This window comes from Microbacterium sp., from assembly GCF_017305435.1.
Lineage (GTDB): Bacteria > Actinomycetota > Actinomycetes > Actinomycetales > Microbacteriaceae > Microbacterium.
The window spans coordinates 1-23219 of the sequence record NZ_JAFKIP010000006.1 but is presented as its reverse complement, the minus strand read 5'-3'; the positions used below and the strand labels follow the sequence as shown (position 1 = coordinate 23219).

Here is a 23219-nt window from a genome sequence, read left to right as displayed (position 1 = left end):
TCCGGCACGTGTGTATGGTGTGCATCGACGAAAGGACGCCCCGTGGCCCCGAGTATCAAGGCAGCTGGCACCAAGGCAGCTGGCGCCAAGGCGCCTGGCACCAAGGCAGCCGACACGACGGCACCCGGAGCCAAGGCGCCCCGCGCGAAGGCGGCCGCGCCCGCGGGCAAGAAGCTCGTCATCGTCGAGTCGCCGACGAAGATGAAGTCGATCCAGGGCTACCTGGGCGATGGCTACGAAGTGCTCAGCTCGGTTGGCCACATCCGCGACCTCGCCGAGAAGAAGGACATCCCGACCGAGCTCAAGAAGACCTCGGTCGGCAAGTACTCGATCGACATCGAGAACGGGTTCACCCCTCTCTATGTGGAGAGCGACCGCGGCAAGAAGACCGTCGCCGAACTCAAGCGTGCATTGAAGGGCGCCGACGAGCTCCTCCTCGCGACCGATGAAGACCGCGAAGGCGAAGCCATCGCGTGGCACCTGCTCGAGGCGCTGAAGCCGAAGGTGCCCGTGCGCCGCATGGTCTTCCACGAGATCACGAAGGACGCCATCCGCGCGGCCGTCGACAACACGCGTGAGCTCGACCTCGCTCTCGTCGACGCGCAGGAGACGCGCCGCATCCTCGACCGCCTCTACGGATGGGATGTCTCCGACGTCACGCGCCGCAAGGTCGGTCAGGGGACGTCCGCCGGGCGCGTGCAGTCCGCCGCCACCCGCCTTGTCGTCGACCGCGAGCGGGAGCGCATCGCGTTCGTCTCGGCCGAGTACTGGGACGTCGAAGCGCTCGCCGTGCCCGCCACGGACGCCTCCGCCGGGTTCGCCACGCGCCTCGCGCGCCTCGACGGCGCGCCGTTGGCCCGCGGCACGGACTTCGACGACGCCGGCCAGCTCAAGAAGGCCGTCGTCGTCCTCACCGAATCGCAGGCGCGGGATCTCGCCGCCGCTCTCGAGAAGGCCGGTGAGGTCGCGGTCACCGCGATCGAGGCCAAGCCGGGGACGCGCAGCCCCAAGGCGCCGTTCACGACCTCGACCCTCCAGCAGGAGGCGGGCCGCAAGCTCTCGATGAGCGCGAAGCACACCATGGGTGTCGCACAGCGTCTCTACGAGAAGGGCTACATCACCTATATGCGCACCGATTCGACGTCGCTGTCGACGCAGGCGATCGCCGCCGCACGCGCGCAGGCGGTCTCGCTCTACGGCGACCGTGCGGTGCCGGCGAACCCGCGCAGCTACGCGAACAAGAGCAAGAACGCGCAGGAGGCGCACGAGGCGATCCGCCCGTCGGGCGACCACTTCCGCACTCCCGCGTCGGTGGCATCCGCCCTCGATCGCGACGAGAGCCGCCTGTACGACCTCATCTGGAAGCGCACCGTCGCATCGCAGATGTCGGATGCCAAGTACGAGACCACGACCGTGACCCTCGAAGCCGATGCGGCCGGCCGCGTCGCGTCCTTCACCGCGTCCGGCACGGTCTACACCTTCAAGGGGTTCCTCGAGGCGTACGAAGAGGGCCGCGACGAGAAGCGCGGTGACGCCGATCGCGCCGACGACCAGTCGCTGCCTCAGCTGGCCGTCGGCGACGTCCTCGACCTCCGCGAGATCGAGCCGAAGGGCCACGCCACGAGCCCTAAGCCACGCTACACCGAGGCGAGCCTCGTGAAGGCGCTCGAGGAGAAGGGCATCGGCCGCCCGTCGACGTTCGCGTCGATCATCGACGTCATCCTGAACCGCGGCTACGTCACCAAGCGGGGCCAGGCGCTCGTGCCGAGCTGGCTCGCGTTCAGTGTCGTGCGTCTGCTCGAACAGCACTTCACGGAACTCGTCGACTACGACTTCACCGCCGCTCTCGAAGACGACCTCGATGCGATCGCGCGAGGCGAGCAGCAGCGGGTGGAGTGGTTGAAGGACTTCTACTTCGGGTCGGACGCGCACGTGGGCCTGCGCAACATCCTCGACAACCTCGGCGAGATCGACGCCCGTGAGATCAACGCGACCCGCATCGGCGACGTCGCGACGCTCCGCTTCGGGCGGTACGGGCCGTACCTCGATGTGCCGACGGGGGAGGGGACGTCGCGGATCGTCAACATCCCGGAGGACCTCGCCCCCGACGAACTGACCCCCGAGAAGGCGCGCGAGCTCATCGACGCTCCGATCGCGGGCGACCGCGTGCTCGGGCAGAACCCCGAGACGGGGCGCGACATCGTCGTGAAGGACGGTCGCTTCGGGCCGTACCTCGAAGAGGTCATCCCGGCCGAGCCCGAGCCGGAGCCGGCACCCGTCGCCGACGCCGCCGAGACCGCGCCGAAGAAGCGCGTCGCCAAGAAGAAGGTCGAGGCTCCCAAGCCGCGCCGCGCATCGCTGTTCAAGAGCATGTCGCCCGAGACGATCGACCTCGACACGGCGCTCAAGCTGTTCTCGCTGCCGCGCACCGTGGGGGTGGATCCGGAGACGGAAGCCCCCATCACGGCTCAGAACGGCCCTTACGGCCCCTACCTGAAGAAGGGCACCGACTCGCGGTCGCTGCAGAGCGAGGACCAGATCTTCGACATCACGATCGAGCAGGCGCTCGAGATCTACGCGCAGCCGAAGTACGCCAACCGTGCCGCGACCTCGCTGAAGGAATTCGAGGCCGACCCCGTGAGCGGCAAGCCCATCCGCATCAAGGACGGCCGGTTCGGCGCCTACGTCACCGACGGCACGACGAACGTCACGATCCCCAAGGGCCAGACTGCCGACGACATCACGTTCGAGGTCGCGGTGCAGATGCTCGCCGACAAGCGCGCGAAGGGCCCGGCGCCCAAGCGCACGACCCGCCGCACGACCACGACGCGCAAGCCCGCCGCCAAGAAATGACGCGCGGCGTCTGGATCACGTTCGAGGGCGGCGACGGCGCCGGCAAGACGACGCAGGCGACGCTCCTGGAGCGGTGGCTGCGAGACGAGGGTCGCACCGTCGTCCGCACGCGCGAGCCCGGTGGCACGGAGGTCGGCGTCCTCGTCCGCGATATTGTCCTGCACCATCGCGGCGACATCGCCCCGCGAGCCGAGGCGCTCCTTTACGCCGCCGACCGCGCGCACCACGTCGCGACGCTCGTGCGTCCCGCGCTTGCGCGCGGCGAGATCGTCATCCAGGACCGCTACCTCGATTCCTCGGTCGCCTACCAGGGAGCGGGGCGGGTGCTGGATGCCGCACAGATCCGTGACCTGTCGCTGTGGGCCACGGACGGCGCGCTCCCCGACCTCACGGTGCTGCTCGACCTCGACCCGGCATCCGCGCGCGCCCGTCTCGACGCGGACGACAAGCCGTTCGACCGGCTCGAGGCCGAGAAGGCGGACTTCCATGCCCGCGTCCGTCAGGCCTTCCTCGACCTCGCCGCCGCCGAGCCGGAGCGCTTCCTCGTGCTCGATGCGTCGCTCCCCGCCGACGACCTCGCCGCGGCGGTCCGCGCGCGCGTCGCGGCCGTCCTCTGACCTCCGCGCGGGGACGGGCGCGGCCGCGTCGGCGGCACACCGTAGGCTGGTGCGCATGACCAGCGCCGCGCCGACCGACCTGCCGTGGGGTGAGGTCTGGGGCCAGGACGAGGCGCTGGCGCAGCTGCAGTCCGCGGCGTCCGATCCGGCGCACCTCGCGCACGCCTGGCTCATCACGGGGCCGGCGGGGTCGGGCCGCTCGACGCTCGCCGCCGCCTTCGCTGCGGCGCTCATCGCCGAGCCCGGGGACGAGGCCGCGATGCGGCAGGTGCTCGCCGGCACGCACCCCGACCTCACCGCGCTGCGCACCGAGGGCGTCATCATCTCGATCAAGGACGCCCGCGCCCTCGTCGAGCGCTCCTACTTCTCACCGTCGCTCGGTCGCTACCGCGTGATGGTGATGGAGGACGCCGACCGCATGGTCGAACGCACCTCCAACGTGCTGCTCAAGGCCCTGGAGGAGCCGCCGGAGCGCACCGTGTGGATCCTCTGCGCTCCGAGCGAAGCCGACCTCCTGCCGACGATCCGCTCCCGCGTCCGCACGCTGCGGCTGCGCGAGCCCGACATCGCCGACGTCGCGCGCCTCATCGCGGCGCGTACGGGCGTCGACGAGGCTCTCGCCGAGCAGTCCGCGCGTCTTGCGCAGCGTCACATCGGCATGGCCGTCCGGCTCGCAACGGATGCCGAGGCGCGCGCCCGCCGCGATGAGACGCTCCGCGCCGTCCTCGCCGTCCGCGGCGTCGGCACCGCCGTCGAGACCGCCGCGCGCATCGTCCAGCTCGCGACCGACGACGCGAAGGCCCTCACCGCGGAGCGCGACGAATCGGAGCGAGAGGCCCTGCTGCGCACCCTCGGCATCGCGCCCGGCGCCGCCGTGCCGCCCGCCGTCCGTGGTCAGCTGAACGCCCTCGAGGACGATCAGAAGCGGCGCGCGACGCGGAGTCTGCGCGACGGCATCGACCGGGTGCTTACCGATCTCGAGTCGATGTTCCGCGACGCGCTCATGCTGCAGTTCGGCCAGTCCGCCGACCTCATCAACCGCGAGCTCGCGGACGACATCGCGGCGCTCGCGGCCGCGTGGACTCCCCGCCGCACCCTCACCGTTCTCGATCAGATCTCGGCGACCCGCACGAACCTCGAAGGCAACGCCGCCCCGGCGCTCGCCCTCGAGAGCATGCTCATCACGGTCGCCAGCGGAAGGACCCCGTGAATCGTCTCCCTCGTTTCGCCACCGCCGTCGCCGGCCTCGCCATCGCGGCGACCGTGCTCTCCGGATGCCTCTACGCCGCCATCCCGCCGGAGACCGTCGCGAGCCCGGCGCCCAGCCGCGAGCCGGTGACCGACGGCGCACCCGCCGGCTTCGAGGACTTCTACGCGCAGAGCCTTGACTGGACGTCGTGCACCGGCGCGGATGCCGGGGCGTACGACTGCACGACCGTCACGGCCCCGCTCGACTGGACCGATCCCGGTGCCGGCACGATCGATCTGGCGGTCATCCGCCGCGCAGCGACGGACGGCGAGGCGATCGGGTCGCTTCTCACGAACCCCGGCGGTCCCGGTGCGAGCGGTTACGACCTCATCGCCGACTCGGCGTCGTTCGCCGTCGGCACAGCGCTCCTCGACGCGTATGACGTCATCGGTTTCGACCCGCGCGGCGTCGGCCGTTCGACGGCCGCCACCTGCCTCGACGGCGACGCGATGGACGCCTACCTGTATGACATCCCGGCCGATCCGCGGGGGAGCGACGGCTGGCGCGCCGAGCTGACGGCGCGCAACGAGCAGTTCGTGTCGGCGTGCGAGGCGAACTCCGGCGGCATCCTGCCGTACGTCACGACGGACAATGCCGCGCGCGACATGGATCTGCTCCGCGCCGTACTGGGGGACGCGAAGCTCAACTACCTCGGCTATTCGTACGGCACCTTCCTCGGCGCGACGTACGCCAAACTCTTCCCCGAGCGCGTCGGGCGCCTCGTGCTCGACGGCGCGATCGACCCGTCCGTGTCGGGGCTCGACGTCGGCACGACGCAGGCGGTCGGGTTCGAATCGGCCCTGCGCGCGTACATGGCCGACTGTCTCTCATCGAACGACTGCCCCTTCACCGGATCGGTCGACGACGCGATGGCGGACCTCGCGACGCTCCTCGCGAGTGTCGACGCGTCGCCTCTGAAGGCCTCCGACGGGCGGATGCTCGGCGCCGACTCGCTCATGACGGCGATCATCGCGGCGCTGTATTCGCAGGACAGCTGGAGCTACCTCACGACGGCGCTGTCCAACGCCCTCTCGGGAGACGCCGACATGGCCTTCATGCTCGCCGACTTCTACAACGGCCGCATCGGCGTCGGGACCTACCAGGACAACTCGACGGAGGCGTTCCGCGCCTACAACTGCATGGACTACCCCCTCGACACGTCGCAAGCCGACAAGGATGCCGCGGACGCGCTGATCGCGCAGAAGGCACCCACGATCGCGCCGTACTGGGACGGCGTGGACGTCTGCGAGAGCTGGCCGTACCCGCCCACGGGTGTGCGCGAGCGCATCACCGCCGACGGCGCCGCGTCGATCGTCGTCGTGGGGACGACCAACGACCCGGCGACGCCGTACGCGTGGTCGCAGTCGCTCGCCGAGCAGTTGTCCTCCGGCGTCCTCATCACGCGCGAGGGGGAGGGGCACACGGGCTACAACAAGGGCAACGCGTGCGTCGACGACGCTGTGGAGGCGTACTTCCTCGACGGCACCGTCCCGCAGAACGGCCTCACCTGCTCGTCCTGAGGCCGCGCCTGCGATCCGGGGGATCAGCTCGCGGGTGATCAGCGGCGCAGGATGCGTCGCGCGAGCGTGTTGCCGACGAGCTGCACGACCTGCACGATGACGATGATCACGAGCACCGCCGACCAGGTCACCCACGGGTTGAACTGCTTGAACCCGAAATTGATCGCGAACTGGCCGAGACCGCCGGCGGCGACGACGCCCGCCATCGCGGTCATGTCGACGAGGGCCACGACGACGAACGTGTAGCCGAGCACGAGCGGCCCGAGCGCTTCGCGCGGGATGAGGCGGAAGAGGATTCGCGACCGGCTCGCACCCGCAGCGCGCGCCGCCTCGATGACACCGGGCCGCACCGTGAGCAGGTTCTGCTCGACGATCCGGCTGATCGCGAACAGCGAGGCGATCGTGATCGCGAAGATCGCGAACGGCACGCCGATCCCCGGGAGGCCGACCCCTCGGGCGAGGGGCTGGACGGCCGCGAGCAGGATGATGAACGGGATCGGCCGGAACGTGTTGACGATGACGTTGAGGATGCCGAAGACGACGCGGTTCGGGAAGAGGCTGCCCGCGCGGGTCGCGTAGAGCGCCATCCCGAGCACGAGGCCCGCGAGGCCGCCGAAGATCAGACCGGCGGTCGCGACGTAGAGGGTTTCGAGCGTGGCATCCCACAGCTGCGGGAGCAGGTCGATGAGCCTATCCATGGGAGTCCTCCTCCTCCGGGTCGTGTTCCGTCAGCGCGGTGACGGCCGATGCCGCCGTGAGGGCGCGGTCCACGGCATCCGGATCGCCCGTCACCGCCAGCGTGAGGTGACCGAAGACGCGCCCGCCGATGTCGTTGATGCCGCCGTGGACCACCTCGAAACGCACGCCGTGCGCGGCGAACGCGGCGAAGACGTCGGCCTGAGCGGCGGCGCCGTCGCGGACGTCGAGAGTGACGATGCGGCCGGGGTGGCGCGCGCGGAGGGTGGCGAGGTCGTCGCCGGTCGGGACGTCCTCGATGATGCTCGAGACGAACCGTGCGGTGGCCGCGTGGCGCGGAGCGGAGAGGATGTCGAAGACGGCCCCCTGTTCGATGATGCGACCGTTCTCCATGACCACGACACGGTCGGCGAGGGTGCGGATGACGTCCATCTCGTGCGTGATGACGAGGATCGTGACTCCGAGCTCGTCGTTGACGCGCTTCAGGAGGCCGAGGACTTCGGCCGTCGTGTCCGGGTCCAGGGCGCTCGTGGCCTCGTCGGCGAGGAGGATGCGTGGGCTCGTGGCGAGAGCGCGGGCGATGCCGACGCGCTGCTTCTGTCCGCCGGAGAGCTGCTCGGGGTAGCTGCGGGCCTTCTCTGCGAGGCCGACGAAGTCGAGGAGCTCGCTGACGCGCGCGCGGATCTCCGCCTTGGGGCGCCGCGCGATCTCGAGCGGGTAGGCGACGTTTCCGGCGACGGTGCGCGAGTCGAAGAGGTTGAACTGCTGGAAGATCATGCCGATGTCGCCGCGGAGGCGCCGGAGATCGCGCTCGCCGAGGCGGGTGATGTCGACACCGTCGATCTCGACCGCACCGGTCGTCGGCGTCTCGAGCGCGTTCACGAGGCGCAGGACGGTCGACTTCCCGGCGCCCGAGTAGCCGATGATCCCGCAGATCTCGCCCGCGGCGATCTCGAGGGTCACATCGTCGACCGCGGTGACGGATGCTGCGTCGCGGCCCCCCGCGGAAAAGGTCTTCGTCACGCCGTCGAGGCGGATGAGCGTCATGGATGCCTCCTGGCACGGAACACGCGTGTGCGGCCCGCCCCGAGGAGCGGGCCGCACACGCGGGCGATCACTGGTTCGCGCGGATCTGGTCCTCGGTCTTCTTGAGCGAGGCGACGAGGTCGCTGGCCGGCGTCTTCAGGAGCACGGCGGTGCCGCCGGAGGCCTCGAGCACGCCGTCCTGCACGGCCTGGGTCTCCTGGTAGATCTTCACGAGCTTCAGGTAGGTGGGGTTGTCCGCATCTGCGGCGCGTGCCGCGAAGATGTTGATGTACGGGAACGCGGCGGGGTCGGACGGGTCGTCCTGCGCGAGCAGCTGGTCGGCGGTGAGACCCGACTTCGAGACGAAGTCGTTGTTCACGACCGCGCCGGCGAAGTCCGGGAGGGACGACGCGGTGAAGTCGGCGGCGACGGCCTCGACCTTGACCTTGGAGCTCGGCTCGATGTCGGCCGTCGTGGAGAAGACCGAGCCGCCGTCCTTCAGCTCGATGAGCTTCGCGGACTGCAGCACGAGGAGCGCGCGGGCCTGGTTGGACTCGTCGTTGGGAACGGCGATCGTCTCGCCGGCGGGGATGTCGGCGACATCCTTGTACTTCGTCGAGTACAGGCCCAGGGGGTAGATCGCGGTCGCGCCGATCGGCACGAGGTCGTCGCCCGCGGCCACGTTGTAGGTCGCGAGGTAGATGATGTGCTGGAACTGGTTGAGGTCGAGCTCGCCCGCCGAGAGGGCCGGGTTGGGCTGGTCGTACGAGTCGAAGTCGACGATCTCGACATCGATGCCCTCGGCCGCGGCCGCTTCCTTGTAGGTCTCCCAGTACGGGTCGCCGGCGCCGACGACGCCGATCTTGACGGGGCCGGTCGACGTGGCGTCCCCGCTCGCCGCGGGCGCGGCGGAGGACGAGCATGCGCCCAGGATCAGGGCGAGCGGGAGGGCGAGCGCTGCGGCGAGCGTCTTCGCGGTGAGGGACTTCTTGGACAAAGTGGTGCTCCTTGGGGTCGGTGCACCGCGCCGGCGCGGTGGGCTCGTGACCCGGCTGTCCGCGCTCGCCTCATCGCGGTGCCACATCGACGGTAGGCGCCGGTCCCTGGTCGGCCGAAATCGGGCCGTAACACGGTGACACCGGATGCCGCGACGCGTGACACCCCGGCATCCGCGTGCGTGGTTCGCGGCACACCTTCGAACCCTGTAAGATCGATCTTCGTGCACGGCGTCACCGCCTCGCACGAAAAGCGCCGCCCTAGCTCAGTCGGCAGAGCATTTCACTCGTAATGAAAAGGTCAAGGGTTCGATTCCCTTGGGCGGCTCCAACCAGAAGCCCGGATCTCGCTGGACGATCCGGGCTTCTCGTCGTCTGCTACTTGAAGGCGTCCTTGAGCATCGTGAGGTACAGCACGGCGAACAGTGCGACGACGCCGACGTTCACGCCGAGCCTGATCCAGACGTGGTCACGGAGGAACAGCACATCGACGGCGATGATGATCGCGCCCATGGTGATGAGGTACAGCACGACGAAGACGGTGTGTGTCATTGCTGTGTCCTCTGTTCGGTGCGGGGTCGCTGCAGGTTCGGTCCAGCGCCATCATCGCGCCGGTCGCCCCGATCGGTCAACGTCGGCGCTGACCCCGAGAGTGTCCGATCGAATGCACTGACTGTGGAATACTTCGAGGTCAGCCCGCGCGAGCCAGGAGGCCACCCGTGACCGGCGCGTCCGACGTCATCGACATCCTGTTCGAGATCTTCGCCTGGATCGGTTTCGGGGGATTCGTCCTTCTCGCGGTGGCCGCCGTCGTCGTGTGGGCCGCCGACGGCACGTGGCTCCCCGCCGAGGCGATCGTCGATCGGGAGCGCGATGCCGCCACACAGCACGAGACGACGATCGTGCGCTGGTACGACGCCGACGGCGATGCCAACAGCGCCGTCGCGAGCCCGCAGGATGCCGCGGAGCTCGCCGGGCGGGACGCGGCATCCATCTGGTATCGCCACGGGTGGACGGGGCGGATGCGGCTGACGCGGCGCTCACCGGGGCTCCACCGGCTCCTCTGGAGCGCCACAGGGATGCTCGCGCTCGGCATCCTCGCGGTCGCCGCGAGCATCATCCTCTATTTCTCGCGGGGCTGATTGCTAGCTAAGCTAGCGATATGACCGCGCGCAGGGATGTGCCCACCCGCTGGCTCCGCATCGGGATCCCGGTGCTGCTCGTGTTGATCTGGCTCGTGGGCGGATCGATCGGCGGCCCGTACTTCGGCAAGGTCGACGAGGTCGCGACCAACGATCAGTCCAGCTTCCTTCCCTCGTCGGCCGAGGCGACACAGGTGCAGGAGCGTCTCTCCGACTTCACCGGCGGCGACACGATCCCGGCGGTCGTCGTGGTGACGGGCGACGGCGCGCTCACCGACACGCAGCTGTCGGACATCGACGACCTCGCGAAGTCGATCGGGGCGGTCGACGGGGTCGGTGAGATCTCGCCGGCGCTGCCGTCCGACGACGGAGAGGCCGTCCAGCTGTTCGTGCCGATCGACTCCTCCGGTGACGTCGACGAGACCGTCGCCGCCGTCCGCGAGGTGATCGCCGACGACCTGCCGGCGGGGCTGGATGCCTGGGTCACAGGTCCCGCGGGCTTCACGACCGACCTCGTCGCGGGCTTCCTCGGGATCGACGGGCTGCTGCTCGGCGTCGCGCTGGGCGCGGTGTTCATCATCCTCGTGATCGTGTACCGCTCGCCGCTGCTGCCGATCCTCGTGCTGCTGACCTCCACCTTCGCGCTGTGCGTCGCGCTCCTGACCGTGTGGTGGCTCGCGAAGGCGGGCGTGTTCGTCCTCAACGGGCAGGTGCAGGGCATCCTCTTCATCCTCGTCATCGGCGCGGCGACCGACTACGCGCTGCTCTACGTCGCCCGCTTCCGAGAGGCGATCGGGCGCGGGGAGGCACGCTGGCAGGCGACGACGTCGGCCTGGCGCGGCGCGTTCGAACCCATCCTCGCGTCGGGCGGCACCGTGATCGCGGGCCTTCTCTGCCTCCTTCTCAGCGATCTCGCGACGAACCGGGCGCTCGGCCCGATCGCGTCGATCGGCATCGTCTTCGCCGTGCTGTCGGCGTTGAGCTTCCTGCCCGCACTCCTCGCGCTCACCGGGCGGGCGGCCTTCTGGCCGTTCATCCCGAAGCCCTGGGCGAACGCCGACCCCGGGGATGCCGCGGAGGCGCTCGTCGCCGACCCGCACGCGCCGGTGCGCGGTTTCTGGTCGCGTCAGGCGCGTCTGATCGCGCGGCACGCGCGCCCGGTCTGGATCGTCACGACGATCGTGCTCATCGCGGCCGCCGCCGGCGTTCTGCAGCTGAAGGCCGATGGTGTGCCCCAGTCGGATCTCGTGCTCGGGGCGTCCGAGGCGCGCGACGGTCAGGACGTCCTGGCGCAGCACTTCCCGGCGGGATCCGGCAGTCCGGCCTACGTCATCGTGCCCGAGGACCGCGTCGCCGATGCGGCGCGCGTGCTCACGGATGCCGAGGGCATCGACAGCATCGCCGCGGTGTCGCAAGACTCGGCATCCGGCCAGATCGGCGTCGCACTCGATGGCGGCGACGTCGTGTACTCCGTCGCGGGACCGCCGCAGGCTCCGGGCGCGCCGGTACCCGCGCCGACCGTGTCCGATGGAGACGTGCTGCTCGTCGCAACCCTCACCGACGCGGCCGACTCCGTCGCCGCGGAGGACGCCGTGCGGGGCCTCCGCACCGCGCTGGCCGATCAGCTCGGTGCCGGGACCACGTTCGTCGGCGGCCCGACCGCGATCGACGTCGACACCAACGACACCTCGATCCGCGACCGCACCGTCATCATCCCGGTGATCCTCGTCGTGATCCTCGTCATCCTCATGCTGCTGCTGCGCGCGGTCGTCGCGCCGCTGCTGCTCATCGCGAGCGTCATCCTCTCGTTCGGCTCCGCTCTGGGAGTGAGTGCGCTCGTGTTCAACCACGTCTTCGACTTCCCCGGGGCGGATCCCGCTGTGCCGCTCTACGGGTTCGTCTTCCTCGTGGCGCTTGGCGTCGACTACAACATCTTCCTGATGTCACGCGTCCGCGAGGAGTCGCTGGCTCACGGCACGCGTCCCGGCATCCTGCGGGGCCTCGTCGCGACGGGAGGGGTGATCACGTCCGCGGGTCTCGTGCTCGCCGCGACATTCGCCGCGCTGGGCGTCATCCCGATCCTGTTCCTCGCGCAGCTCGCGTTCATCGTCGCGTTCGGTGTGCTGCTCGACACCTTCGTCGTGCGCTCGCTCCTCGTTCCCGCGGCCGCCTACGATCTGGGGCGGGTGATCTGGTGGCCGTCGAAGCTCTCGCGGACGGATGCCGCATCGAAACCCGTCGAGGCGATGACGCGCGCCGAGTACCGGGCTAGCCTCGAAGAATGACCAGGGCACTCTTCATCGTCGACGTGCAGAACGACTTCACCGAGGGAGGTGCGCTCGGTGTCGCCGGCGGTGACGCCGTCGCCGCCGGCATCACCGCGCATCTCACCGAGCATGCGGGGGAGTACGCCGTCATCGTCGCGTCGCGCGACTGGCACGACGCGGACTCCGACAACGGCGGTCACATCGCCCTCGAGGGGCCGCCCGACTTCGTCGACACGTGGCCCGTCCACTGCGTCGCCGGCACGACCGGTGCGGAGTACGACCCGGGCCTGGACACCTCAGCCGTGACCGTCCACGTCAAGAAGGGGCAGGGAAAGCCCGCCTATTCGCTGTACGAGGGCGCGACGGATGACGGGGAGACGGTTGCCGCGCTCCTTGCCGCGCACGGCGTGACCGAGGTCGACGTCACGGGGATCGCCACCGATCACTGCGTGCGTGCGTCGGCGCTGGATGCCATCGAGCACGGCATCCACGTCAGGGTTCTCACGGGCCTCGTCGCAGGCGTCGCTCCGGAGGCATCCGACGCGGCGCTCGCTGAGCTCGCACATGCCGGTGCCGAACTGGTGGGCGCCGCATGAGCGCGCCCGCCGGCTGGTACCCCGACCCGACCGATCCGTCGCGGCAGCGCTGGTGGGACGGCGCGCAGTGGGCGGCGCCCGCTCCCGCGGCGCAGTACGCGCCGGCGCCGCAGTATGCTTCGGCGCCGCAGGTCGCGTCTCCCGTCGCAGCCCGGGTCGCGGTCGACACGAACACGGTCTGGGTGTGGCTCGCCATCGCGATGTCGGTGCTGCCGATCGGCGTGCTGTTCCTCATCGACTGGGACGGCTACTTCGCCGCGCTGGCGCAGGCAGGCAGCGGTGTGAACCCGACCGCGGACCTCCTGGCATGGGAAGCGCATGTCTTCGCCGTGTCGGCGCTCAGCTGGATCGCGATGGCCGCCTTCATCGTGTTCTCCTGGCTCGATTGGCGGGAGCTCCGCCGCCGTGGCGTGCCCGCGCCGTTCCACTGGGCGTGGTCGTTCTTCGCCCTCCTCAACAGCGGCCTCGCCGTCTACATGATCGGGCGGGCCGTCGTGCTGAAGCGCCGCACGGTCGCGGGCGGCTGGCCGCCGCTGTGGGTCTGGATCGGAACGACCGTGCTCACCTTCGTCGTGGCGATCGTCTGGATGATCGGCTTCGTCTCGAAGCTCTTCACCGTCGTCGGGGGGATGGCCGCCTGAATCGGCGCGGCGCCCGCGACGACGTCGACACGTCACGCGGGCGCCGGGTACCGCCGCCGAAGGACGAGGCGCTGGACGAGCGTCCACGTGACCGTGGTGAGCAGGTACAGGCCCGCGGCGAGCGGGACGAAGAGTGCGACCACGGCCGTCGCGAACTGCAGCACACCCAGGAGGCCCGCCGGCGGGGCCGCGATTCCGGAGGCCCCGGGCGAATCCGACGGTGCCGGGCGGAACAGTCGGCGGGTGAGTTCGCCGACGAGGGCGATCGCGAGCACGAGGCATCCGATCACGATCCACGTCATCGGATCGGCGGAGCCCGCCCGCACGGCGCCGAAGAGGCTGGTGCCGAGGGGCACACCGAAGAGGGTCTGCGTGAGGAGCTCGTTGGCGTGACCGCCGATCATCGGGTGCAGGAACACGGAGTAGAGGAGCCCCACGATCGGCGCCTGGAGGAGGATCGGCAGACACCCCGCGAACGGAGACGCCCCCTCGGCGCGATAGAGCTCCATCGTCTCGCGCTGGAGCCGTTCGCGGTCGCCGCGATGGCGCTTCTGCAGCTCGCGCAGGCGCGGTGCGAGCCGGGCGCGGGTCTGCTCGGCTTTCGCCTGGGCGATGCCCGCCGGGATGAGCGCCGCGCGAACGATGAGAGTGACGAGCACGACGGCGATGGCGGCGGAGAGTGCGCCGGTGGCCGGCGTGAAGAGAGTGATGAGGGCCATGAGCCCGGTGTAGGCGAGGTCGAGAAGGGTCGAGAGAACAGGCAGGGTCGTGAGGTCCACGGGGCATCCATTCGTCGGAGCGATCAGGTCGGCTGATCGGCCGCGAGGGATGCCGGGGCGGGTGCCCGGGCGGATCGACGCTACGCGGCCGCGAGCACCTGACCGGGACCGCGTCGGCGGACGTGCCCCGCCGCGTCGGGATCGCTCTGCGCGAGCGGGGCGCGCAGCTCCGAGCGGCGCGTCGGGTGGGACGTGGCGCCGCGCGGGTTCGCGCGTGCCGCAGCGCCGACGATCGCCACGACGAGCATCGTCAGCGCGAGGGCCACGGCCGCGACCACGGCGATCGAGCTGCTCGCCGCCGGATCGGCGAGGGCAAGAAGGCCCGCCGTGGCGAGCACTGCACGGAGGACGCCGGCAATGATGTCGATCATGCTGCCTCCCGCCGCTGCGTCCGTGGTGGACCTTCCTGGGCGCTTCTCAAACCCCCGTCCGGCGCTGAGAACCCTGATTTCCCGTGTTCTCCGGGGGGCTGGGGGGCGACCGCCACGGTCGAAGTCGTCTATGAGACACGATACGCGAGGTCCGGTGGCGAAAAATTCGGTGCAGTCTCAAACACGATTGCGGCCGATGAGGCAGGCTGAGCTGGTCGCCGACTATGTAGCAGGGATGCCCGTCAAGGCGATGAGCGAGAAGTACGGTGTGCACCGCGGCACGATCCCGGATGTCGTCAAACGCGCAGGTGTCGCGGTACGAGTCGCGGGCTTGGACGCTGACGAACAAGCACGAGCGTCATCCCTCTACGAGAGCGGGATGACGCTCGTGCAGGTCGCCCGTCGCATGGAGATCGGTGACGAAGCCGTGCGCCAGGCGGTCTTGGATGAGGGCGGTCAGATTCGACCGCGAGGGCGACGTCCGCGGGCACAGTCGTAGCGACCCTGAACGGAGTCGGTGGTGCGCATCGCGGCCATGATCTGCATGGGGAAGCTTGACGGAGAGTTGAGCGGATAGGTGCCGATGTTCGCGGCATAGACATCAACGCCTGCATCAAGTAGCGCGGTGGAAATGCGGATGTTTTCGCTATGCGACCGGCTGATCCTGTCGAACCTTGCGACGAGGAGGACGGTGACCGTCCCGCCCACCACATCCGTCGTCAGTTCTTTCAGGGCGGGATGTTCCCGGTCTTCATCGTGGTAGTTGCGGGTGATGTCGTATCCGAGTTCGGCGGCCAGCTTCTGACAGGCTTCTCGCTGCCACTCGTGCTCGGTGGAGTTCGGGCCGGCACTCCGGGTGTAGGTCACGACGTTCATTAGGCCACGCTCGGTTCCGTGTAGGCAGCCGACTCCATCGACTCGTGTTGACGACGCGCTCGGCGGCGTGCGACGGCCTCCTGAGCCCGGACGCGAGCCAGGAGAACCAGGCTGACCGGGCCCATGATGAGGAACTTGAATGCGTTCCAGATCAACAGGATCACGAGAAGGTTGAGCCAGCCGGGAGCACCGTCCGCAATGAGGTTGGTGCAGGTGCTCGCGGCGAGCAGGTACGGCGCGGCCAAGAACATCGCGGGGACGCCCCACTTGAGACCTCGGCGAGTGCGAATCAGGTCGAGAAGGATGTTGGTGAGCATGTAGCGCCGTAGGAAATAGCGGGTACGGACGCTCAGAACCCAGAGCAGGCGGATCATTTGTACTGTCCTCTCAATGCGCGGTCGAATGACGAGACAGTGCATAGAGAGTGGCCCGAAGGCCTGCCCCGAAAGGACGCCAGATCAAGGAGGAATCTGCCTCGATTCCAGAATACGACTCGTCGGCGACATTCGTAAGAGGTGCACGCTTCGCGCCTGGCTCCGAGCGCGCACCTGCCTGGCACAGATTGATGGGAGCCGGGCATGGTCACGATCACCTCTCTCGCCAAGGACGAGCGAACTGCCAGGGTCGCGCTCGCCGCCATATTGGAGCCGGATGACTCGGTGACGGGCAGGCTCGTGGCCGCGGTCGGTGCGGTCGAGACCGTGCGCCTGGCCGCAGGCACCGGCGCACTCTCGAAGAAGGTCGATGCGGTCGAGGGCGAGTTGTGGCGAAGGAAGACCGCCCCTCGCCTTGATGCGCGCACAGTCACGCGGGCGCTGTCTGAGACCGACCGGCTGGGGCTCCGCGTCATCGTGCCAGGTGACAGCGACTGGCCGGACGGGCTGAACGATCTCGGCGACCGCGTGCCGACCGCGTTGTGGGTGCGCGGGGCCGGTTCGTTTCTGACCACGCCTCTTCATGATCGGGTGACGATCACGGGCGCCCGCGCAGCCACTGGGTATGGCGAGCACGTCGCCGTCGAACTCGCCTCCGATCTGGCAAGTAGCGAACGAATCGTCGTCGCTGGCGGTGCCTATGGCATCGACCGGGCCGCCCACACCGCCGCCTTGGCTGCGGGAGGGCAGACGATCGCGGTGCTCGCTGGCGGCCTGGACCGTCTCTACCCGGCAGGCAACCACGAGCTGTTGGCAGGCATCGGGGACGTTGGTCTTCTCGTCAGCGAAATGGCGCCCAGTGCTGCGCCGACCAAGTGGCGCTTTCTCGCCCGCAATCGCATCCTGGCCGCGATCTCGGGCGCGACCGTGATCGTGGAGGCCGGCTACCGTTCGGGCTCGCTCAACGTCGCTGCCCGCGCCGCCCAGCTCGGGCGCCCGGTCGGCGCGGTTCCCGGTCCAGTAACCAGCGCAGCGAGCTCGGGCACTCACCGGCTGCTCCGCGAAGGCATCGCCTCCCTCATCACCGACGCCGGCGATGTCAACGTCCTCACCCGCCCGCCCGCCGCAGCCAACGGGCGAGCGGTTGAGCATGACACCGGGATCGGCCACTCTGCGCGTCGTCCAGGACGATCGTTGTAGTTGCGTCAGCTCCGCGGTGCGCGTCCGCAAGTCACGGGCGATGTCCTCGCGCATCCCTACGCTTGGAACATGACCTTCACCGCATTGCATCGCGCCCTCGGGGTCGCGCCGGGGCCGTTGACCGATGAACTGCTCGATGCGGCGGTGAACGGCGGTGTGACCGAGGCGAACGACTTGGATTGGAAGTCTGAGCTTCCACCGGCGAAGGGGCTGCCGCAGACGGACTTCCCTAAGGATGTCGCCGCAATGGCGAACAGCGGCGGCGGCGTCATCGTCTTCGGCGTGCGGGAGTCGCAGAAGGCCGCGACGGAGCGGGTCGATGTCGGCGAGTTCGATGAGGCGCACGAGCGGTCGCTACGCAGCGCCGCGATCACCGCCATCTCCCCGCCGGTGTTCGGGCTCAACGTGCACCGGCTCGGAGATGAAGGCAAGCGTGCCGTCGTGGTTGAGATCCCGTCAAGCATCGACGGCCCGCATCTGATCTACAGGAACGACTACTTCGGTGCGCCCGTGCGCAACGACTCGGACACCGTGTGGATGAAGGAGCGCCAGATCGAGGCGATGTATCGAGCCCGGTTCGATGAGCGCCGCCACGCCACCGAGGCACTGGACACCCTGTTCGCCGAAGCCGCAGGTGGGCGCAGCACGCGCGAGCGCGCCTGGCTGATTGCCGTCGCCCATCCCCGTATCCCCCGATTTCGGGAACGACTGACTCGAGACCAGGCCCGCGACACACTCACCAAAGCCAAGAGCTTGGGTGATTTCTACGCAGGCAAGGGCGGGATACATCCACTCGACAACGTCGATCAGCACAACCCCCGGCCGGGGCTGCGCCGCTGGGTTGCCGTCAACACCGCGACCGGCGATCGCTCAACGTGGAAGGAAGCTTGGGCGAGCATCCACCATGACGGGTCGGTGACCCTCGCGGCCGCAGTCGGCGGGCATCGCATGAGCAGCGACGCCTACTTCGAGGGTTGGCAAATCGAATCGGCGGCGATCGAGTGCAGCATCGCGGACCTGATGGCACTCGTCCGCGTTTCCGCCGAGGCGACCGACAACGACGAGTACGACATACGAGTCGGGATCGAGTGGACCGGCGAGCAACCGCTGACCATCCTCACAACGGACAACCAAGGCTTCACATACGACGGCGTGTCCACCCCACTGCACCGCTACACCCCGGTCGAGACCACTGTGAACGCGGTCGAGCCCGCCCTGGACTACTACTGGCACGTCCACGACCTCGCCCAGGACTGCGTGAACCAGGGCGGCGTCTCGAACGTGCGGATGATCCAGCCCCCGGAACGCACCGACCCGCAATAGGCCGCTACAGCGTCGGCCCAACACGTCGAGTTCCTGTGCGCCGCGTGCCTTCTTGCTCTCGCTGCTCGGCCTCGGCGAGGTTCTGTGCCCGGTCGAGCGCAGCGCGGGCGCGGGCGGCGTCGACCTTCTGAGCATCTGCCTCCGCGGGTGCGCCAAGCGGGAGCGGATCGGCGATCCCGTAGCGATCCCGATACGCCGCGATGGTGCGGGCGGCATGCCGCCACATTTGCACTGCTCGTCCCTGCTTCGGTTGCTTCCCGAGCACCACGATCCACTCCTGACCGTCGCTGACTGCGGCATCGAGAATCGCGTCTGCGCGGGCTTCGATGAGGTCGCGTCGTTCGGTGAGCGCCTGCCGGAACTCGGTGCTCATGACTCCCGTGGCTTCGGGGATCAGCCCGGCGATCAGTCGCGGCGCCTTGCGGGCGCGTCCGGAGCCGGTGGGCCGCTCGGTGGCCTTGGCGACGCGGTAGTGGAGGACGGCGGCGATGTCGTCGGCGTCAGCGAATCGTCGTGCTCGGACGAGGCGCGGGAGTAGCGTTTCGGTGTCGTGGTGGTTGGCCTCGGCCCGGCGCAGCTCGGCGGTCAGCGCGCCGAACGCCGGAGAACTGATCGCGGCCTCTGCCTCCTCGTCAGTGAGTCCCGACGCACGGACGAGGAGAGCCCAGCGGTCGCGTTGCGCGGCAGCGGCGATCGTCTCGTACTCGGCCGCAAGCTGGGCGATCGACCCCCATGCCTCCTGCTCAGCGGTGATCGTTTCGTGGGCGGAGAGCTCGGCGCCGACATGCTGCAGCACCCCCAACAGCACGCTTCGTGCGGTGGCTTCGATGTTGTCTCCGGGGTGCGGACTCGTGTGGGCGTCGTCGGGTTTGTCGACGGTGACGTAGGCCATGTTCGCTTCGCGACCGCGGGTGAGGGCGACGTACAGGTTCTCCCGAGTCATCGAAGCGTCGACCAGGACGTGCGCAGTGTCGGTGGTGATGCCCTGCGCGCGGAAAGAGGTGACCGCGTAGCCGAGGTCAAGGTGTTCGGCCACGTACCCGGCCGGGAGCACCACCGACCCGCCCCAGCGTCTCGTGGCGCGACGGAGAGTGAGGGAGCCGTCGTCGCGGACCTCGGTGACTGTCCACCTGTCGCCGTTTCGGACCCAGCCGCGGCCAGCGCGCAGGCGTCGGTCGTTGCGGCGGGTGATGACCGAATCCCCGGCCGCGGCGCGAGTGCCGTCGTGCAGCTCGACCTCGCGCAGCGCGTTCACCGTGCCGTCGAGGATCAGGTCTGTGCGGGCGCGCTGGTTGAGCGCGAGGACGGATTCGTTCGAGTCGGTGACCAGCACCGTCGCAAGCCCGGCGAACCGGTCGGCACGCCACGCGGCGTAGGCGGTGTCGATCATCGTCTCCGTCTCCCCGCCGATGATTCGGCCGTGCTCCAGGTAGGTGTCGATGACCTCGGTGCGCCCGTGGCGCAAGCCGAGCGAGGCGGTCTTCTCCCACGGGTTCGTGAACCTGTGGACATCGACCAGCTCAGGGGCATCGTCCCGGTCCTGGACCAGCAGCGAGAACGCCCCACCGGCATCGACCGACTGGAGCTGCGCGTAGTCGCCCACCAGGAGAACCTTCGCGCCGGCTTCGGCTGCGAGGCTCGTGATCCGGTCGAGCGAGAGCGTGCCGGCGAGGGAGGCTTCGTCAAGGATCACGAGCTGGCCCGTGCGGAACGCGGCCCCGGTGCGTTCGTGGGTGTCCCACCACTTCGCCGTGTTCTCGGTCTGGATGCCGAGGTCGTCGGCGAGGACCTGTGCCGCGACCGCGGAGGGTGCGAGTCCGACCACCGAGCCGGGGCCGTGCTCTGCCTCCCACGCCCGGCGAAGCGCGTTCATGGCCGTTGTCTTGCCCGCCCCGGCCGGACCCACGAGGACATCGACGACGCGGCCGGAGACGGCGACTTTCGCCAGCGCAGCGGCCTGATCGTCACCGAGCATCTGCCCCTTCCGGTCGGGCCGCGCCGCAATCCGCTCGACCGTCGCCAGCGGCACGGTCGGGCCGGTTGCGGTCCGGGATCGCTTGAGGAGGCGGTCTTCGGCCGCCAGCAGCACCTCGGAGGAGAACACGGTCGAGTGCTTCGGCCGGAACACGCTGGTCCCGTCCGGTCGCTGGAACACCGCAGGGCTCGACGCGAGCTCCGGCGGCGTCAGCCGTAGCGAAGCGGCCTCGGCGGCGTCCACGATCAGGCCGACGACGGCCTCTCGATCCTCGGTGGTGGCGAACCGGTAGCCCATCGCCTGCCGGGCCGCCTCGGCGGTCAGGTTCCATCGCCGCCAGGTGGACCGCTTCTCACCGACCGCCTCAACCACGCTTCCCCCGAGCGAGGCGATCACCTCCAGCGGCACATCGTCCGCGCGGAGCAGTAGCGGCTCCTCGTTCGCGGTCACACCCTGCGCCCACGAGGTCGCATTCGATCCGAGAATGCGACCGGCACGGCGCCGCCAGTCAGCGGTGAGGTCGGCCAGCGAGTGGACCTCCTTCTCCGGACGGGTCGAGAGGGTTGCTTGGGCGCGGAGCTTCATGATCGTCGCCGGAGCCGGCCGCCGACCGTGCTTGGTGACGTACTGCTCGATGAGGCGGTCTGTCTCGACGTCGATGTGCCGCGACCTCGTGGAGAACGCAGCCAGCAGCTCCTCCGGCACCCCGACGATCGCCCACGCCGGGTTCCGGTCGCGGCCCATATCGCGGGACTCCCACTCCACGCCGAACGTGCGGGTTAGGTGGTCGGCGAATACGGCTTCGTGCAGTTCCGAGAGGGCGACGGTCGCGGCGTGCATCGGCCGCCCGTCGAGGGAGCGCCATTTGCCGTCGAGGACGGTCTGCACCTTGTTCGAGATGACGACATGCGTGTGCAAGTGGGGATCGCCCGCACGGGAGTCGTAGTGGTCGTACCCGGTTGCGATCAGCCCGTGAACGTCTACCTGCGCAACCGCGCCGTTGCGGCCGGTTGCGCCCGTGCGGGTGGCTGCAACCTCTCGCTCCATGTACACAATCACCTCCGCAACCGCCGCATGATGCGCCTGCCCGATCAGGGCTTGGGTTCCTGCGTCCGCGACCGCCCACAGCACCGAGGCGGACTTCGGGATGGAGAACGTGAAGTCGTATCCCGCAACCGCCCGCCGCGTGCCCCGCTCTGCCTCCTCGGTCTCGATTGCGGCGACCGCTTCGGCCCGAGCGACCGGACCGAGCGCAGGATCGAGGTCCGCGACGCGCCCAGCGACCCGCTCTGCGACGGGCTGGTACGCGGGGTAAGCACGGCCCAACGGCTTCCCGGTGATCGGGTCGCGGCCCATGCCGACCAGGAGCTGGAGCTGGGCTTCGGAGACCTGATCGCCCTCCACGATCTGACCGCCGCCGAGGCCGGCGATACCGGCACCGAGCCACCTACCGGGCGGCGAGCCCTCAGCGTTGTAGTACCTCGTCAACGGCGTCGAAAGCGACCGATCGCCGTCCGCCGCGGCGACCGTGCGCAGAAGGTACTTGTAGCCATCGCCCGCCGACATGACGCGCATCGAAACCGTCACCGTCTTGCCTCCGCTCGCTCGTCGGGGAGGTGAGCGACCGGCCGCCCGAAGGGCGGGCGACCTCGATCTGCAAGAGGCGTGGTGGCTCTGAGGGAAGGGGAGTCAAGGGCACCGGGATCGGACGACGCGTAGCTGTCGGCTGGACACGGGAGGCGTGGCGAGCACCTGTCACGTGACCAGCTCGGCATCGAGTTCGCAAGTGGACGACGGCCGGGGATCACCGATCTGCCGGAGTCCTCATGCGCGAACCGACCGATGCGAGCAACGACGACTGTCGTCTGCGGATCGGGTCGCTGTTCTCCGGGTACGGCGGACTCGACCTCGCCGTCGAGGAGGTCTTCGACGCTCGCACAATCTGGTTCTCTGAGATCAACGAGCCCGTCGCCCGCGTCTTCGCCCACCACTGGCCCGGCGCCCCGAATCTCGGCGACATCACCACCATCGACTGGCGCGCCGTCGAGCCCGTCGATGTTCTGTGCGGCGGATTCCCCTGCCAGGACGTCTCCACAGTTGGCAAACGCGCCGGCCTCGCGCCCGGCACCCGCTCCGGCCTGTGGGCTCACATGGCGACCGCTATCGAGGCGCTGCAACCCGAGTGGGTCGTCATCGAGAACGTCCGCGGGCTGCTCTCCGCACCCGCGATCCGCCCGAGCCCGGAAGGAGACGACGATGAGCGACGCAACCCCTCAGCCGCAACCCCTGGCGGCGCAACCCTTCGCGGTGTGGAACCCGACCCGTGGGGTCTGGGAGACCAGCCAGCCCGACCTCTACGGGCACTTGGCGCCGTACTCGGAGACCTGGCCGACCTCCGGTACGACGCACAATGGATCGGCCTACCCGCTTCCGCCATCGGCGCACCACATCCCCGGTTCCGCATCTTCATCCTCGCCCGCCGCACTGTTTCGCACCCCGCTCGCATCCGACTCGATCAGAGGCAACGAGCCAATCGAACGGGTGCGCGCCCGGCGCGGGACCATTACGCTGGGTGAGTCCCATAGCGTGGTGTCACTTCCCGCGGGGGTCTCGTCGTTGTAGACGATGGGGGGCCACCGTGGGATGACCAGTTGTTTCCGGCAAGAAGCAAAGAAGAGATCCCACGATGACCCAGAACCAGTCTGCCTTGACGACCCTG

The 23219-nt window shown here is 69.2% G+C and carries 19 protein-coding genes, 1 tRNA gene and 1 pseudogene; 12 read left to right on the top strand and 9 right to left on the bottom strand.

The window, feature by feature from the left end:
* Positions 1-180: 180 nt before the first annotated feature.
* The 4 genes and pseudogenes from topA to J0I43_RS10835 all read left to right on the top strand — a co-directional run.
* A pseudogene (gene topA, locus J0I43_RS10850) lies at positions 181-2850 on the top strand (type I DNA topoisomerase); the annotation flags it as partial.
* Positions 2850-3470: a dTMP kinase gene (gene tmk, locus J0I43_RS10845; protein WP_292863331.1), complete on the top strand. Its 621-nt coding sequence runs from the start codon at positions 2850-2852 to the stop codon at positions 3468-3470. The pseudogene topA and the gene tmk, both read left to right, overlap by 1 nt.
* Positions 3471-3525: 55 nt before the next feature.
* Positions 3526-4680 carry a DNA polymerase III subunit delta' gene (locus J0I43_RS10840; protein ID WP_292863328.1) on the top strand — a complete coding sequence of 385 codons (1155 nt, stop codon included), beginning with the start codon at positions 3526-3528 and terminating at the stop codon, positions 4678-4680.
* Positions 4677-6239: an alpha/beta hydrolase gene (locus J0I43_RS10835; protein WP_292863325.1), complete on the top strand. Its 1563-nt coding sequence runs from the start codon at positions 4677-4679 to the stop codon at positions 6237-6239. The genes J0I43_RS10840 and J0I43_RS10835 overlap by 4 nt, the downstream gene beginning before the upstream one ends.
* Before the next feature lie 38 nt (positions 6240-6277).
* On the opposite strand, the gene J0I43_RS10830 is transcribed toward J0I43_RS10835, so the two are convergent.
* The 3 genes from J0I43_RS10830 to J0I43_RS10820 all read right to left on the bottom strand — a co-directional run bounded on the left by J0I43_RS10830 (position 6278) and on the right by J0I43_RS10820 (position 8958).
* Complete coding sequence (locus J0I43_RS10830) at positions 6278-6937, bottom strand: methionine ABC transporter permease (protein WP_292863322.1); 660 nt, start codon at positions 6935-6937, stop codon at positions 6278-6280.
* The gene (locus tag J0I43_RS10825; RefSeq protein ID WP_292863319.1) at positions 6930-7982 is read right to left on the bottom strand and encodes a methionine ABC transporter ATP-binding protein; all 1053 of its coding nucleotides are present in this window, start codon (positions 7980-7982) and stop codon (positions 6930-6932) included. Before J0I43_RS10825 ends, J0I43_RS10830 begins: the two co-directional genes overlap by 8 nt.
* Positions 7983-8049: 67 nt before the next feature.
* Positions 8050-8958 (bottom strand): MetQ/NlpA family ABC transporter substrate-binding protein, encoded by a 909-nt coding sequence (locus J0I43_RS10820; RefSeq protein ID WP_292863316.1) that lies wholly within the window; start codon positions 8956-8958, stop codon positions 8050-8052.
* 253 nt (positions 8959-9211) lie between these two features.
* On the opposite strand from J0I43_RS10820, the gene J0I43_RS10815 reads away from it, so the two are divergent.
* A tRNA-Thr gene (locus tag J0I43_RS10815) sits at positions 9212-9287 on the top strand.
* A 47-nt stretch (positions 9288-9334) separates the two neighbouring features.
* Here J0I43_RS10815 and J0I43_RS10810 read toward each other — a convergent pair.
* On the bottom strand, positions 9335-9508 hold the full coding sequence (locus tag J0I43_RS10810; RefSeq protein WP_292863313.1) for a hypothetical protein: 174 nt from the start codon (positions 9506-9508) through the stop codon (positions 9335-9337).
* Between the two features lie 167 nt (positions 9509-9675).
* On the opposite strand from J0I43_RS10810, the gene J0I43_RS10805 reads away from it, so the two are divergent.
* Genes J0I43_RS10805 through J0I43_RS10790 form a run of 4 tightly spaced genes read left to right on the top strand, consistent with a single transcriptional unit; the run spans position 9676 to position 13602 of the window.
* Positions 9676-10098: a hypothetical protein gene (locus J0I43_RS10805; protein ID WP_292863310.1), complete on the top strand. Its 423-nt coding sequence runs from the start codon at positions 9676-9678 to the stop codon at positions 10096-10098.
* 20 nt (positions 10099-10118) lie between these two features.
* A complete protein-coding gene (locus J0I43_RS10800) occupies positions 10119-12383 on the top strand; it encodes an efflux RND transporter permease subunit (protein ID WP_292863307.1) in 2265 nt (754 codons plus the stop codon).
* Entirely contained in the window at positions 12380-12961 is a 582-nt protein-coding gene (locus J0I43_RS10795) for an isochorismatase family protein (RefSeq protein ID WP_292863305.1), read from the top strand. The genes J0I43_RS10800 and J0I43_RS10795 overlap by 4 nt, the downstream gene beginning before the upstream one ends.
* Positions 12958-13602, top strand: a complete 645-nt coding sequence (locus J0I43_RS10790; RefSeq protein ID WP_292863302.1) for a DUF2510 domain-containing protein — start codon at positions 12958-12960, stop codon at positions 13600-13602. The genes J0I43_RS10795 and J0I43_RS10790 overlap by 4 nt, the downstream gene beginning before the upstream one ends.
* Positions 13603-13634: 32 nt before the next feature.
* Here J0I43_RS10790 and J0I43_RS10785 read toward each other — a convergent pair whose 3' ends face one another.
* The 4 genes from J0I43_RS10785 to J0I43_RS10770 form a co-directional block, all read right to left on the bottom strand.
* Positions 13635-14381, bottom strand: a complete 747-nt coding sequence (locus tag J0I43_RS10785) for a membrane protein insertase YidC (protein ID WP_292863299.1) — start codon at positions 14379-14381, stop codon at positions 13635-13637.
* Positions 14382-14461: 80 nt separating this feature from the next.
* Positions 14462-14752, bottom strand: coding sequence for a DUF6412 domain-containing protein (locus J0I43_RS10780; RefSeq protein ID WP_292863296.1), 291 nt, complete (start codon positions 14750-14752; stop codon positions 14462-14464).
* Positions 14753-15208: 456 nt separating this feature from the next.
* Positions 15209-15628, bottom strand: coding sequence for a recombinase family protein (locus J0I43_RS10775; RefSeq protein WP_292863293.1), 420 nt, complete (start codon positions 15626-15628; stop codon positions 15209-15211).
* Positions 15628-16002: a sulfate permease gene (locus J0I43_RS10770; protein ID WP_292863290.1), complete on the bottom strand. Its 375-nt coding sequence runs from the start codon at positions 16000-16002 to the stop codon at positions 15628-15630. Before J0I43_RS10770 ends, J0I43_RS10775 begins: the two co-directional genes overlap by 1 nt.
* 204 nt (positions 16003-16206) lie before the next feature.
* Here J0I43_RS10770 and dprA point away from each other — a divergent pair, with 204 nt between their 5' ends.
* Both dprA and J0I43_RS10760 read left to right on the top strand, forming a co-directional pair.
* On the top strand, positions 16207-17202 hold the full coding sequence (gene dprA, locus J0I43_RS10765) for a DNA-processing protein DprA (protein WP_292863287.1): 996 nt from the start codon (positions 16207-16209) through the stop codon (positions 17200-17202).
* A 69-nt stretch (positions 17203-17271) separates the two neighbouring features.
* Entirely contained in the window at positions 17272-18525 is a 1254-nt protein-coding gene (locus J0I43_RS10760) for an RNA-binding domain-containing protein (protein ID WP_292863284.1), read from the top strand.
* A 4-nt stretch (positions 18526-18529) separates the two neighbouring features.
* Here J0I43_RS10760 and mobF read toward each other — a convergent pair whose 3' ends face one another.
* Positions 18530-22075: a MobF family relaxase gene (mobF, locus tag J0I43_RS10755; protein WP_292864429.1), complete on the bottom strand. Its 3546-nt coding sequence runs from the start codon at positions 22073-22075 to the stop codon at positions 18530-18532.
* A gap of 251 nt (positions 22076-22326) precedes the next feature.
* Here mobF and J0I43_RS10750 point away from each other — a divergent pair, with 251 nt between their 5' ends.
* Complete coding sequence (locus tag J0I43_RS10750; RefSeq protein WP_292863281.1) at positions 22327-23076, top strand: DNA cytosine methyltransferase; 750 nt, start codon at positions 22327-22329, stop codon at positions 23074-23076.
* The last annotated feature ends 143 nt before the right edge of the window (positions 23077-23219 follow it).